Raw genomic sequence first — 12,737 nt, 5'->3', positions numbered from 1 at the left:
CGAGTCAGAGCGCCGTGATCCACCGCGCGATCTCGTCAGCGAGCTCGTCGCTATTGTCTTCGACCATCAGCATGTGGCCGTTCCCAGCGAGAACAGGCAGTTCGGACGACCAGAAGGTGACGGCGGCGCCCTGATCGGTGAGCCAGGCCACGATGTCCTGATCCAGCTGCGAGGGGTGGTCGGTATCGGCTCCACCCGTGAAGACGAGAATCGGCTTGTTCGTGAACGCGTCGGTCGGCCCGATCCTCATTTGGCTCCCACCGATGTTCTGACGCTGATAAAGCATCCGGGCCGGGATCGGCCGAAGGGTGCGGCGGAACACCTCGATGCACTCGCGGGGGAACCGCCGGCTGGGTCCGATGGCCTTGTCGTTCACGAAGGCGCTTGTGGGTTCCCAGAAACCCATCTTCGGGATGGTCCAGTCGATGGCCGCTCCACGGATGGAGACCTCCTGGTCGGACTCCCTCACGATCTCGGGCACCGCCTGTACATTTCCAGGCGGGCCCGGAGCGACGGCTACGAGCCCGTCGATGAGATCGCCATGCGTCTCTAGGAGGCGGAAGCCAATCGGACCTGCCATCGAGTGCACGACCAGCACGACGTTCCGGCCGAGACCAGAGAGGAACACGCCCATCCCTCGGCACACGCTCTCATAGTCCAGCCGCGCAGACGCCGCACGATCATCGACGTGTTGGGCCGCCTCATAGGACAACCCCAGCCAGTCCACCACCAGCACACCGTAGCCAAGCGATACCAATCGTGCCGCCCAGCCCTGTCGGCCGTCGGGCGTCTCGAGATAGCACTCCTTCGAGACACCACCCCCGTGCACGAGGACGATCCACCGAGCAGGCGCACCCGACGGCGCCAGTTCGGTGTACGAGATCGGCGCGACGTCGTCTGGGCGTGAAATCGAATCCATAGCTTCCCCAGGCCTGTTAGGCAATGACGGCGTCGAGGGCCCGTGCGAGCCTCTCCGGATGCGTGAGCATCACCAAATGGCTTCCGTCGATCTCGATCGTGCGCGGACTATCAAGCCGCCCGGCCGCGGCCTGGTAGATCTCAGCGGGAACGGCCTGGTCCTGAGCGAGGAACACATAACTTGACGGGATGCTGCTCGCCCAGAACTGGTCGAGGCGGATCGGCTCATTGGACCAGCCTGCCGGCGTTGGGACGAGCCTCGGCTCGAGCGCGGCGAGCTGCTGCTGCTCGAACGGGGACATGTCCTGCATAGACGCGGCCCAGAGCTCAGGCGGCATGACGATGGTGTTGTCGTCGGACTGACTCGCAAGCGCCTTCATCGCTGCGACCAACGGATCGGGGAGCACGTCGTTAATGGTCTCGCCGTCGCGCAGCACCCAGGCGTCGACGAAGACGACCCGGCCGATGCGCTCGGGCATCGCCTCAGCGACGAGTTGGATGAGCGGACCTCCGCCGCTATGACCGACGAGCACGATGTCGAGCTGGGTGAGCTCTCTTACCTGATCGATCAGATCGCGCGCCATCATGCTCATCGTGACGCCGGAGCGGTCCACGTCACCGTCTTCGAGACCGCGCAGCGTCGGCGCGATCACCTCGTGCCCCATTCTGCGCAATTCGTCGGCGACGCCGTCCCACGCCCAGCCGCCTTGCCATCCGCCGTGCACCAGTACGATCTGCATTGATCATCCTCTTCGCATATTTATCTGCTGAGCAGAACTTGTTTCTAACTAGAAGAGACAATAGCTTGCGCGGCGCCAACAGTCAAGCATGGCTCGAGCTCTCTTCAGAACGCGCCGAACGACCCCTGCACCAGGTCGCAGGGGAAAGAGACGACGAGCCTTCAGGAGGTCAGGTCGGCCAGACGTACGGCTGCCTCATCGAGGAGTGCGACGAGGGTCTTCACCTTGCGGGGAGGCAAGCGGAACACCGGGGCAGATGCGTTGATCGCCAACCGCAGCCCGCTCGCCGAGGGAACGGCCACGGCCACCGAGGCCACGCCCTCCTCGCTCTCCTCCCGGTTCGTTGCATAGCCCTGCTTCGCGACAAGATCCAGTTGTGCGAGGAGCTCGGTCTTGGTACGGATCGACTGCGGAGTCACCTGTGAGAGTTGCTCGTCGGGGTAGAGACGGTCCAATTGTTCTCGCGGGAGCTGCGCCAGGAGAACCTTTCCCGTGGAGGTGCAATGGGCCGGCATCTCCTTGCCCAACCGTGAAGCGACTCGCACCGCCGTCGTCGGTTCCGAGACTGCGAGAAAGCGAGTGGAGTTGCCGTCGAGCGTGCCGAGGTGAACCGTCTCGCCGGCTTGGTGGCTGAGTTCCTCGAGGATCGGTTGCACGATCTGCGGGATGTCCATCTTTCTCAGCACCGAGAAGGCGATCGTGGTCAACGACGGCCCTGGCCCGTATGTCTTCGTTCGCGGGTCTTGCCGCACGAATCCTCGCCATTGAAGCATCGCGAGGATGCGATGCGCCGTTGAGGTCGCGACACCCAGGTGCTTGCTGGCGTCCGTCAGTCGAAGTTCGTTCTTCTCACCGAGCAGGAGCAGGAGTTTCAGGGCATTGTCGACCGACTCGATCGGGTATTGCGGAGCCGCATCGACTCCGTCGGCTGCTCTATTTCTCTGCACAACAGAAACTGTATCGTTCCTGCCGGCCCTCAGGGCCGCCATCAAGGGCAAGGCGATCCCGTCCAGGTCTATCCGGACGCCGATTCGAGCAGCCGGCCCAGTCGTACACGAACGTCGGAAAGCGACGATCCCGCTGCGATGGACCGGCGGACTTCGACGAGAGCGCGGGGCCAATTCAGTACCACTGCCCCGTCGAATGACAGACCATTCTGAGAGTACAGAGACGCGATCCGGTCGGGTGTTCGAGGGTCCGTCACCATCTCGGGGTTGACTGCCGTCGTGCGACCGACGATGTGCAGCTTCCAGTTGAACTGGTCACTCCAGACATACTCGACAGGCAGATATGAGCGTCGGTCGTCGGGATGAGCGATGTTGTGCGCGACACAGCGCGCCTGGTCGACCGCATTCGTCCAGTGCTCAAGACGGGTGAGATCGCCGCGAACCGGATGCCGCCACCGCGCAACATCGCCGATCGCATGGATTTCCGGGGCGCCGAGTGCCGTGAGGAATTCGTCGCAGACGAGACCGTCGTCGATCTCGAGCCCTGAGTCCTCGAGCCATTCGACGTTCGGCACTGCCCCGATGCCGATGACGACGACATCACCGTGGAGCTCGGAACCGTCATCCAGGAGCACGCGGAAGTCTCCCTTCGCACCGTCGATCTGCGCGACCGTCCGTCCGAGAACCGCATGTACGCCATGCCGGGAGTGCTTCTGCGAGAAGAGGGCGCCAATCTCGTCACCGAGCCGGCGTGACATCAGGTCGCGTGTCGCCGAGACCAGGGTGACATCGACTCCGAGCCCAAGAGCGGTCGCGGCGACCTCGGCGCCGATGAAGCCCGCTCCGATGACGATGATCCTGCGATCGGGAACTAGCTCGGCGCGCAGCCGGTCTGCGTCGTCGAGTGTCCGCAGCACATGGATTCCCTCGCCTTCACCCCACGGCGACGGCCGCGCGCGGACGCCGGTCGCCACCACGAGGTCATCGAAGCCGACCCGCCGTCCATTCGCCAGCCGGAGCTCCGACAACGCACGGTCCAGACCTACCGCCGGCACACCGAGACGAAGGTCGATGTTAAGCTCGAGCGCCTCCGCCGCCGTGAGGAGCGTGACCTCGGCTGCACCTGCACCGACGAGGTATCCCTTCGACAGCGGCGGCTTGTCGTAGGGCAGCACGGGCTCGGAGCCGATGAGCACAACGTCTCCGCGATACCCCTCTGCCCGAAGCGCCTGCGCGGCCCGTACCCCCGCGATCGACGCACCGACAATCGCTGTCGTCATTCGTCTTCCACCCGGAGCGCGGAAACCGGGCAGCTGTTCGCCGCCTCGGTGACCCGTTTCCGGTCGGCCTCGTCGACCTCTGTTCTGAGCAGGATCACGACGCCGTCGTCATCGAGATCGAAATAGTCTCCCGCGGCCATGATGCAGTTGGCGTAGCCCTGACAGAGCCCGAGATCCGCTTTCACGACAGGCATGTGTCACTCCTCTCCTGCTTCTTCAGGCGTTATCTCAGGGAACATCGGTGCGAACGGTTGGGCGATCATGGCGGAGAACGTCGCCGTAGTCTGCCAGGTCAGCGCCTCGAGCTCGAGCGGATCGAGAGCGACCCACTGCCCGGATCGCGGCGACTCGATCAGGAGCCGGGAGCCGTTGCGTGTCTCCACGCGAGATACCCGGATCTCCGAGAACTCATTGGCGATCGAGATCGGAGCCCCTACCCGCTGGTCTTCGAGCCGCTGACGTTCGTCTGCTGCTGCGATGGCCGCGATGCGGTCGTCCTCTTCGCCTTCCCATTCGAGTTTCATAGGAAGATCGCCAGATTCTGTGTGCGCAAGACCGACTCGTCGACCGTGATGGTTCGGCGTGCGAGCTGCAACCCGCCGCCGACACGTCGCAGAACGTCTTCGCGGCCGGCCGAGATCACCGCGGGCTCGTGCACGTCGCCGCGACTGCGGAAAAGAAGCACCGCAGAATCGACGACGACCTCGCCCGGGACGTCGCTCTCGAAGGTGCGCACGTTCGTGACGAAGTGACGGAGCCGGGAGGGCGGATCCTCTGTCCAGGCGTGTTCCGTGAGGAAGCGGGCGACCCGCCGGCTCAGGGAGTACTTGTTCTCGTCCCAATGCGCCATGCCCGGAGACGTCGAGTACCCGGCGCCGAGCGCGGTAGTGACCTGCACGGGCATGATGTAGTGCACATCGTCGGCGATGAGGTCGAGCCAGTCCTCGTACCGCTGCTCGTCGAGGATGTATGCCTCTTCGACGAGCCACCTGTGCGTCTCCAGATGCAGGCCGTCCGAGAACGACAACGAACTCCCCACCCGCGTGGCTTTGGTCGTATGTGCTCCGAGCGGCGACTCTTTCAGTCGAACCCAGCGCGCCTCGGTCATGACAGCCCCTCCGGCATCCCCACCGACGAGATGATCAGCGCGGTCGGCTCCGTCTCGAGGTAGTCCGCCCAGCGCTCGAGCAGATGCCGCTGGTTGTACTCTCCGTAACCGACGTGGGCCACGCCCGGGCCAGAGAACGCGTCCGGTCCGAGCGGCTCCACGACGAATCTGCCGTCTTTCAGCACGCCCATCCGGCTGTTCAGCAGCAAGCGCCGCGCCATATTCCCTTTCGCGGTGTTCGTAAGGGACACCCAGTTCTCCACATCGTCCTGCTCGAACATCCCCGTGCTGCCGAAGCACATCAGGTACGCCTTGTACGACAGAGCCTTGAACTCCTCCGGTGCCGCTGCGTCGACGGCGAACCAGGAAAGCACCTCGGTCTCGTTCTCGCTGATCGGCTGCCAGGTACGGATCGAGATGAACGGGAGCACGTCGTCGCCGTCTTCCACCTTCGGCCAGTTGTGCACGAAGCTCATGTTCGGGAAGATCGAGGCCGCCGAGATCATGAAGCCGTTCTCGCCGATCACATTGAGCTGGTCCTGGGACCAGACCTCCTTCATCCGGTCGATCATCTCGTCGGGGTAGCCCACGTAGCGCAGCCGCTCCTCGAGCGTTCCCTCCGGAAGCTTGTAGGTCGTGCCTCCGCCGTTGCCCGCCCAGTACGTGTTGCCGTCTTTACGCTTCTCCGCCTTCGGTTCGCGGAAGAGGCCGATCTCGACCACCGAGGTGTGGGTCTGTGGCGTGTGGTACATGTCGCCGGCGAAGTTCTCTGCGCCGATCTTCCAGTTCGCCTTCACCCGCCAGCGCTGCGGGCCGCGGAGCTCGATGCCCGAGGAGCTCTGCTTCGTGTAGTAGTCGAGATAGAAAGCGAAATCGCCGAGGTAGTCGATCAGCGGTGGCGCATCCGGATCCATGCTGATGAAGATCAACCCGTTGTAGCTGTCGAGGCTCGGCGCCGGAAGCAGGCGGGCTCCCTTGCGATTGAAGCCAGCCTCGCCACCGTACGCCTCTTCGTGGAACGGCAGCCCCACGATTCGTCCGTCGTTGCGGTACGACCAGCCGTGATACGGGCAGCGGAAGTGCGAGGCGTTGCCCATTTCCGCCCGGCACACCTGCATTCCTCGGTGCAGGCACATGTTGAACATCGCCTTGACGGAGCCACTCTCGTCGCGCACCACGATGAACGAGTCGTCGAGCACTCGCCGCACCACGTAGTCGCCGGGCTGAGGGATCTCTGATTCGTGACCCACGAAGATCCACGCGCGACTGAACAAGCGCTCCCGCTCGAGCGCGAAGATCTCTTCGTCGTTGTAGATGTGGGCAGGGATCATGCCGCGTCTGACATCGTCGTAGATCGTGTGGTCTGTCATATCTTGAACGCTCCGTCGAAGTATGGATTGTTATCTGTCTAGCAGAAATGTACTCTGATGTGCGGAAGCGGTCAATTGGAGAACGACCACCGGATCGATTGGAGAAGCACGGAATGCAGGTGACCGACTACTCAGAGGAACGGCTGCTCGTCGCCGAGGGATGCCGCATCCTCGCTCTGCGAGGGCTCGTGGACGACATCCTGGGGCACATCAGCCTTCGAGTGGGCGAAGACTCCCTGCTCGTGCGCTGCAGAGGCCGCGAAGAACGCGGGCTGAAGTTCACGCAGCCCGACGACATCCACCTGGTCCGCCTCGATGGGAGTACCGAGCTGCCCGACGGATACTCGGCGCCGAACGAGCTGCCATTGCATCTCGCCACCCTCCGCGCACGCCCGGATGTGAGCGCGGTCGTGCACGCCCACCCGCCAGCCGTCGTCGCATTGACGCTGATCGGTGTCCCTCTTCTGGGCGTGGTGGGTGCCTACAACATCCCGGCGATGCGAATGGCTCTGGCGGGCATCCCCACTTTTGCCCGGTCGGTCTTGATCCGCTCGGACGCGCTCGGCAGCGCCATGGTCGACGCCCTCGGCGATCGCCCGGTCTGCCTACTCCGTGGCCACGGGCTCACGGCGACAGGATCGAGTGTCGAATCCGCCGTCATCAACGCGATCAACGTCGACGCCCTCGCTCGCATCCAGCTGCAGGTCCTTCAGGCTGGTGTGACGCCGGCCGCTGTGGCGCCGGCCGACCTCGACGATCTGCCCGATCTCGGACCGGCCTTCAACGAACAGCACGTCTGGCGATTCCATCTCGCCGACCTCGAACACGCCGGCCTCGGCATCCGATAGCGACCAACGATAGGACCACCGACCGATGACTACAGAAGAGCTCGAACCTGCGCCCCCAGCGCCCCTGCTCCCCCTCCTGCACGGCCACCGAATCCCGTCACTCGGCCTCGGCACCTGGCCGATGGTCGGCGATGAATGCCAGGAGGTCGTGCGCGTCGCCATCGAGAGCGGCTATCGGCTCATCGACACCTCATTCAAGTACAGCAACGAGGTCGCCGTCGGGCGGGGGATCCATGACTCCGGGCTGCCCCGCCACGAGATCTTCATCACCAGCAAGTTCAACAAGGAGTCGCACAGCGTCGACGGCGTCCAGCGCGCCTACGACGATAGTCTCGAGCGGCTCGGGGTGGACTACCTCGACCTCTTCCTCTGCCACTGGCCGGTCCCGGCTCAAGGCCGTTACGTCAACGCCTGGAAGGGTCTCGTCAAGCTGTTGGAGGAGGGGCGGGTCAAAGCCATCGGCGTCTCCAACTTCAAACCGGCCCACCTCGCCTCCATCATCGACGCGACCGGGGTCGTGCCCGACGTGAACCAGATCCAGCTCAGCCCCGACATCGCCCGTACCGTTCCTCGACGCGCGCACGAGGTGCTCGGTATCGTGACCGAGAGCTGGAGCCCGCTCGGCCGCGGGCCCGAGCTGCGGGAGAACCCGACGATCGTGCAGATCGCGGCGGACGTCGGACGAACGGCGGCACAGGTGGTGCTCCGCTGGCACGTGCAGCAGGGCCTCGTGCCGGTGCCGAGATCGTCAGACCCCAAACGCCTGGTCGAGAACCTCTCGGTCTTCGACTTCCGCCTTAGCACCGACCAGATGGCCACGCTTGCGTCCCTCGACAACGGCGAAGCCGCCGCGCGGGACTCTGACCTGCCCGAGAACGGTCATTAGTCCACCAAGAACACCAAAATCGTCACCGATCTGGTAAATTCAGCGCGCTCTGGAGACGCAGCAGAACGCCTCGCGCGGCTCCTGGACATTCGACTACACGCAGGACCGGCTCTCCGCCATCATGCGCTGCACACACGACCGCTGCCTCGAGACCGCCGACGAATACGGCTCGCCAGGCTTGCCCGGTGGACTTCGGCGACTGCGCGAAGCAACTGACCGGCGGCGAAGGTGATGGCTCGAACGTAGGCGCGATCTGCCTTGCTCGCCTCACCTTCGGCTCGCTCGACAGCCGCGTCCAAACCATCGCGAAGTCGCGTGCACTGCAGATGGCGGCGAGGGAGAGAGTAAGTTCTGCAGTGTGCCCGATCGGGAACAGGGGGTGGGCTTTAGTACCCCTGCCCGAATTCGCGAAGTCTGGGCCACAGATCGCCGCCGACGACGCCGAAGACCCCTACGTCCGCCAGCATGCCGCCGAAGCCCTGCTTGAGATCAACGAAGACCGGAAAGTCAACGGCCGCTACCTCGCCGTCAAGACCCGACAGAACCTCGCCCGCCTCACCGACTTCGCCGAACACACCCGTCGGTTTCCCTGCCTCTTCCGCCTCGATCAACGCCACCTGTGCACCCCTATCAGCGGGAGCGAGGGTCTCGGGAAGCTTCTCAAGCCGACGGGCAACTCGCTCGGCAGTGCTTGCGAATCGGCGGTACGGACGACCCAACTGTTCGCTCGTGTTGGGGTCCTGGCCGTGCCCCATGAGACGGCGGAGCTGCTCCTCGCTGACCTCACCACCGGGTTCGACGGCGCCAGAAATGTACGCGAGACCCGATCCGAGCCATGAGCCCGGCGGCGTGCTGTTCAGTCGTTCAGCCGGTGGAGCCAGTAGCCGGGTTCGCGGCGCTCGTGGGCGTAGGCGAGGATCAGGATCGTGTCCGGCTCCACCGTGTAGACGATGCGGTACGGGTATCCGCGAACGGCCTTGCTGCGGATCACGGTGCCATCGTCAGCGGTCGTGAATGGTGGGGCGGCGTTCGGCCATTGGTCGAGGTCTTTCCGGGCTTGCCTTGCTCGGTCGATGAGCGCAAGGCCGATCCCTGGCTCCTGGTCTTCGTACCAGCGCACGGCGGCGTCGAACTCCGCGACGGCCTCGGGGTGCTCTCGCTGGGCCAAGGTCATGCGGTGAGCAAGGCGCGCAAACGCTCGTAGTGCTCGTCGGCATCCACCAGATCGACCGCACCCTCACGCACCTCGGCCAGTCGCCGGGTAGCCTCGGCACGCCAGGCTGCATCGACCTCGCTCTCGTCGTCTGCATCATGGAGGCTTTCGAGCAGGGCGTTAGCGACGACCGCGCGCTGATCGGCGTCGAGCGCGAGGCCGTCTCGGATCAGAGTTGCGGTGTCGGGTGTCATGTATTCAAGTGTACGTCGAACGGCCGACAATCGCGCTGGGCGTCTGTGGCTCGGGTTGCGGGGCTGCTGTGAACGTCACGCCGACGCGACGTGCTGCTGATGCTCATAGGCCGCGTGCTGGCCCGTCATGTCGCGGGTCGTTGCGCCGCGGGTCGCGTTCGGTCGGCTCGCGGAGTTGCCGTTCGCGTTCGGCGAGTGCTTGCTGCCTTGCTTCGTGCTCGGCGCGGGTGGTTTCGATCCGTGCGGCGGCGTCGCGGATCGGTAGCGCGCGGAGGTAGTCGGCCTCGGCTCGGAGCGCGGTGGCTTGCTGGTGCGCCTGTCCTGCTTGCTGTGCTGGGTTCGGCAGTCGCATCCCGACCCGGTGGCGCATCACCGCCTGCGGCCCGTACTCGCTGACCAGCAACGCCCGGCGTTCCTGCTCGTGCCGCTGCCGCAACTCGTCACGGTCGGCTCGCGCGGCCTCGACGTGCTGGGCGGCGTCGATCACGCGGGGATCGGCCTCGGCGCGACGCTCGGCCTGTCGTGCCGCCCACTCGGGCAGGGTGTCGGTGGTGCGGGGTGGTTCGCCCCATGTTTCGCGCACCCGTGCCCGAACCGTCCGGGTGTGCTCGCTCGTCTGGCGGTGCTCCGCGCGGGCCTTGCGCCTGCCGAGCCTGCCGACGGTGGCGAGTCGGCTGCTTGCGGCGGCCTCGCGCTCGACAGCCATCGAGATAGGTGGTGCCGTCTGCCTCGGCCTGCACCGTCAACGGTTCCGCGATTTCGGCACGGATGCGCGCCGCCTCGTCCTCGGCGTGGCGGAGCACGTCGGCGTGCTCGTCGTCCTCGGTCTTGTGTGTTGCGCGCTGGGCGTCGAACCTGGCAGCGGTCTGCTCCCAGCGTTCCGCCGCACGTTCGGCTCGTTCGGCTTCGGCGGTGAGGCGGGCGAGTTCTTCGGTGATGAGCTGCACGGGGCCATCGCTGACGAGGCCTTGCACGGCGTCGATGGCTTGGGCGGTGGCGTGGTCGAGGCCACGGTCTGCCGGGTCGCGTTCCATCGCCTCAACGAACCGCGCCCGCGCATCCGCCATATCAGCGGCGACGACGTGGAGTTGGTTCTGTTGGCGGCCTCTCGTCATGCCGACGTAGACGCCTGCCGCGCTCGTCGCCTCCGACAAGGCCGTGTGGGAGGCATCGACGGTTGCGCCTTGGACGCCGTAGGCGGTCGCGGCATACGACAGGTGCGCCCACTCGCTCACGTACTCGGCGGGGAGGGCGACGGTGCGGCTGTGCTTGCCTCCGCCGCTGACTTCGCGGGCGTAGACGCTGCCCTCGTCGGTCACATGCTGCACGATCCATTGCTGCCGGTTTGCCACGCCGAGGTCGCTGCTGTTCTTCCGGGTCTGGATCAGGTCGCCAGCGCCGATGCTCAGCCCGTCGCTGCCGGTCGTCGTCATAGTGTCGTCGACCTCGCCGCGCTCGACCCGCCCGGCGCGGATGTGCTCGTTCAGCTCGGTGGCCTCGTCGTTGGTGGCGACGGTGATCGCTTCGCCGTCGTGGGCGTGGGCGGTGATGTGCTCGCGGGCCGCTTCCTCGTCGGCATGCAAGGTCACGAGGCCCATCGTGGCGAGTCGGTCGAACACGTCGCCGGGGTGCTCCCGGTCACGCATGACCAACGTCAACGCCGCATACTCGGCATCGGTGAACCTGTGGAGTTCGGTCATGTCGTAGGTACGGCCACGAATCTGGGCGGCCATGTCGAGCACCCCGCCGCGCCCGACCGCCGGGAGCTGCGCCCGGTCGCCCACGAACGCGACCGACGCGCCTGCCTCGGCGGTGACGGTCAGCAGAGCGAGGGCGGTGTCCTGGTCGAGCATCCCCGCTTCGTCCACGATCACCCGCTCACCCCGCGACAGCACGGCGTCGTTTGGTGGGCCGGTGTAGATGTTCCCGGTTGCAGGGTCGGTGTCGCCGGGTGCGAGGCGTGTCCATACGCCGTCCTCGTTCCACCGCCACCCATGCGCATACACGAGCGCCGCGACGGAGGTTGCGGGCACGCCGAGTTCTTCGTGGGCGACCTGCGCCGCACGCAACGTCGGCGCAACCACCCGCGAGGATCGCCCGTGCTCGGCTGCAACCTCGATGGCGACGCCGAGCATGGTGGTCTTGCCTGCGCCCGCCGCGCCCTCGACAATCACGAGCGGGTTGGTCGAGGCGACGGCAGCGGCGGCCACGGTCTGCCCGGTGTCGAGTCCGGCGGCTTGCGCAGCGTCGGTCACGTCGGGGTGCTTCGGCTCCCGTTCCGGCGTCGCGGCGGTGAGTTGGTCGCGGAGTGCGGTCTCGGCGGCGACGACGCCAAGGCTGGTGAGGTGGGCGACGTGCTCGGGTTGCACCATGCCCGGCGGCAGCACCGAGAAACAATCCGAGGCGGCGAGTCCGGTGGCGAGGTCGATGAACTCGCGCAACTCCGCCGGGGTCGCTTGCACGCCTGCCTCGGTGGTGATGCGGGTGACGTGCTCTCGCACGGTGTGCGGTGTCCAGGTCGATGCAGCCGCCGCGCAGCGATCCAGCGCACGACTGGCGACCTGTTGCACGCTGAGGTCATCCAGCGATGCCGGCGCAACGGTGTCGGGGTGCTGCAAGCTCTCGGGGTGGTAGCCGGCGTCTCGGAGTTCCTGCTGCCACCACTGCTCGTTCTTCAAGTCCGCCGGTTTCTTGCCGGGCCGCTGGAACGCCCACGCCGCGTCCTGCATCCGAGCGGTCAACACCGGGCCGGGCGTCTCGCCGGGATGCTTCGCTTGCCACTCGGCCTCCATGCGTTCCAGGTTGCGTCTGATCTGCGCCGACCGCTTCGACATGACGGCGTTGAACGGCTCCAACTCCACAACCTCACCGCTTACGGGGTCGAGGGTCAGGCCATGCTCGGAGAGCGTGGCGGCGAGCTGGGGGTGCGCGGCGATCACCGCCGTACCGAGAGCACGGATCGCGCCCTGCTGCTGGAACAACGCCGCCGTGGTCAGCGCCCGCCACTTCCCGCCCGCCCACACCCTCGTGCCAATCTGGAAATGGATATGCCGGTGCGGATCACCCGCACGACTCGTCTTGTGCGTGATCGCGACGGTCTGCATGTGCTCGACCGGCAGCACCTCCTGCGCGCCGCGCGGCCCCGCCAACGTGACCGAATGCTGACCAAGGAAGTGCTGATTCTCTGAACAAGAATTCAAGCTTGGTAATCATGTGGAAGTCCTTCCCGAGAT

Annotated in this window: 16 protein-coding genes; 3 read left to right on the top strand and 13 right to left on the bottom strand. The window is 65.7% G+C overall.

Translation table 11 applies throughout. The annotated features are described in order from the left end of the window. Positions 1-4 precede the first annotated feature (4 nt). The 8 genes from ACKAMS_RS32555 to ACKAMS_RS32520 all read right to left on the bottom strand — a co-directional run bounded on the left by ACKAMS_RS32555 (position 5) and on the right by ACKAMS_RS32520 (position 6,363). Entirely contained in the window at positions 5-919 is a 915-nt protein-coding gene (locus ACKAMS_RS32555) for an alpha/beta fold hydrolase (RefSeq protein ID WP_024476680.1), read from the bottom strand. A gap of 16 nt (positions 920-935) precedes the next feature. Then, on the bottom strand, positions 936-1,658 hold the full coding sequence (locus ACKAMS_RS32550; RefSeq protein WP_372581640.1) for an alpha/beta fold hydrolase: 723 nt from the start codon (positions 1,656-1,658) through the stop codon (positions 936-938). A 161-nt stretch (positions 1,659-1,819) separates the two neighbouring features. Further along, entirely contained in the window at positions 1,820-2,605 is a 786-nt protein-coding gene (locus tag ACKAMS_RS32545) for an IclR family transcriptional regulator (protein ID WP_231734901.1), read from the bottom strand. Positions 2,606-2,673: 68 nt separating this feature from the next. Beyond that, a complete protein-coding gene (locus ACKAMS_RS32540) occupies positions 2,674-3,885 on the bottom strand; it encodes an NAD(P)/FAD-dependent oxidoreductase (protein ID WP_005054949.1) in 1,212 nt (403 codons plus the stop codon). Continuing rightward, positions 3,882-4,079: a ferredoxin gene (locus ACKAMS_RS32535; protein WP_005054951.1), complete on the bottom strand. Its 198-nt coding sequence runs from the start codon at positions 4,077-4,079 to the stop codon at positions 3,882-3,884. The genes ACKAMS_RS32540 and ACKAMS_RS32535 overlap by 4 nt, the downstream gene beginning before the upstream one ends. 3 nt (positions 4,080-4,082) lie before the next feature. Continuing rightward, positions 4,083-4,409, bottom strand: coding sequence for a hypothetical protein (locus tag ACKAMS_RS32530; protein WP_005054953.1), 327 nt, complete (start codon positions 4,407-4,409; stop codon positions 4,083-4,085). Continuing rightward, positions 4,406-4,993: a 3-phenylpropionate/cinnamic acid dioxygenase subunit beta gene (locus tag ACKAMS_RS32525; RefSeq protein WP_005054954.1), complete on the bottom strand. Its 588-nt coding sequence runs from the start codon at positions 4,991-4,993 to the stop codon at positions 4,406-4,408. The genes ACKAMS_RS32530 and ACKAMS_RS32525 overlap by 4 nt, the downstream gene beginning before the upstream one ends. Then, complete coding sequence (locus ACKAMS_RS32520; protein WP_060958822.1) at positions 4,990-6,363, bottom strand: Rieske 2Fe-2S domain-containing protein; 1,374 nt, start codon at positions 6,361-6,363, stop codon at positions 4,990-4,992. The genes ACKAMS_RS32525 and ACKAMS_RS32520 overlap by 4 nt, the downstream gene beginning before the upstream one ends. Before the next feature lie 113 nt (positions 6,364-6,476). Here ACKAMS_RS32520 and ACKAMS_RS32515 point away from each other — a divergent pair, with 113 nt between their 5' ends. Genes ACKAMS_RS32515 through ACKAMS_RS32505 form a run of 3 tightly spaced genes read left to right on the top strand, consistent with a single transcriptional unit; the run spans position 6,477 to position 8,329 of the window. After that, positions 6,477-7,211 carry a class II aldolase/adducin family protein gene (locus tag ACKAMS_RS32515; RefSeq protein WP_060958821.1) on the top strand — a complete coding sequence of 245 codons (735 nt, stop codon included), beginning with the start codon at positions 6,477-6,479 and terminating at the stop codon, positions 7,209-7,211. 25 nt (positions 7,212-7,236) lie between these two features. Beyond that, a complete protein-coding gene (locus ACKAMS_RS32510) occupies positions 7,237-8,097 on the top strand; it encodes an aldo/keto reductase (protein ID WP_372581641.1) in 861 nt (286 codons plus the stop codon). Between the two features lie 37 nt (positions 8,098-8,134). After that, on the top strand, positions 8,135-8,329 hold the full coding sequence (locus ACKAMS_RS32505) for a hypothetical protein (protein WP_120298671.1): 195 nt from the start codon (positions 8,135-8,137) through the stop codon (positions 8,327-8,329). A 154-nt stretch (positions 8,330-8,483) separates the two neighbouring features. On the opposite strand, the gene ACKAMS_RS32500 is transcribed toward ACKAMS_RS32505, so the two are convergent. The 5 genes from ACKAMS_RS32500 to ACKAMS_RS32480 all read right to left on the bottom strand — a co-directional run bounded on the left by ACKAMS_RS32500 (position 8,484) and on the right by ACKAMS_RS32480 (position 12,704). Then, entirely contained in the window at positions 8,484-8,957 is a 474-nt protein-coding gene (locus ACKAMS_RS32500) for a relaxase domain-containing protein (protein WP_120298672.1), read from the bottom strand. After that, complete coding sequence (locus ACKAMS_RS32495) at positions 8,954-9,271, bottom strand: type II toxin-antitoxin system RelE/ParE family toxin (RefSeq protein WP_024476684.1); 318 nt, start codon at positions 9,269-9,271, stop codon at positions 8,954-8,956. The genes ACKAMS_RS32500 and ACKAMS_RS32495 overlap by 4 nt, the downstream gene beginning before the upstream one ends. Continuing rightward, complete coding sequence (locus ACKAMS_RS32490; protein ID WP_024476685.1) at positions 9,268-9,504, bottom strand: addiction module protein; 237 nt, start codon at positions 9,502-9,504, stop codon at positions 9,268-9,270. The genes ACKAMS_RS32495 and ACKAMS_RS32490 overlap by 4 nt, the downstream gene beginning before the upstream one ends. 103 nt (positions 9,505-9,607) lie before the next feature. After that, the gene (locus tag ACKAMS_RS32485) at positions 9,608-9,940 is read right to left on the bottom strand and encodes a hypothetical protein (protein ID WP_408990042.1); all 333 of its coding nucleotides are present in this window, start codon (positions 9,938-9,940) and stop codon (positions 9,608-9,610) included. A gap of 4 nt (positions 9,941-9,944) precedes the next feature. Continuing rightward, positions 9,945-12,704, bottom strand: a complete 2,760-nt coding sequence (locus ACKAMS_RS32480) for an AAA family ATPase (protein ID WP_408990041.1) — start codon at positions 12,702-12,704, stop codon at positions 9,945-9,947. Positions 12,705-12,737: the final 33 nt, after the last annotated feature.

Source organism: Rhodococcus sp. 5A-K4 (assembly GCF_046097995.1).
Lineage (GTDB): Bacteria > Actinomycetota > Actinomycetes > Mycobacteriales > Mycobacteriaceae > Rhodococcus_F > Rhodococcus_F erythropolis.
Note: the sequence above shows the minus strand (reverse complement) of the source record. Positions and strands in the feature narration are given on the sequence as shown.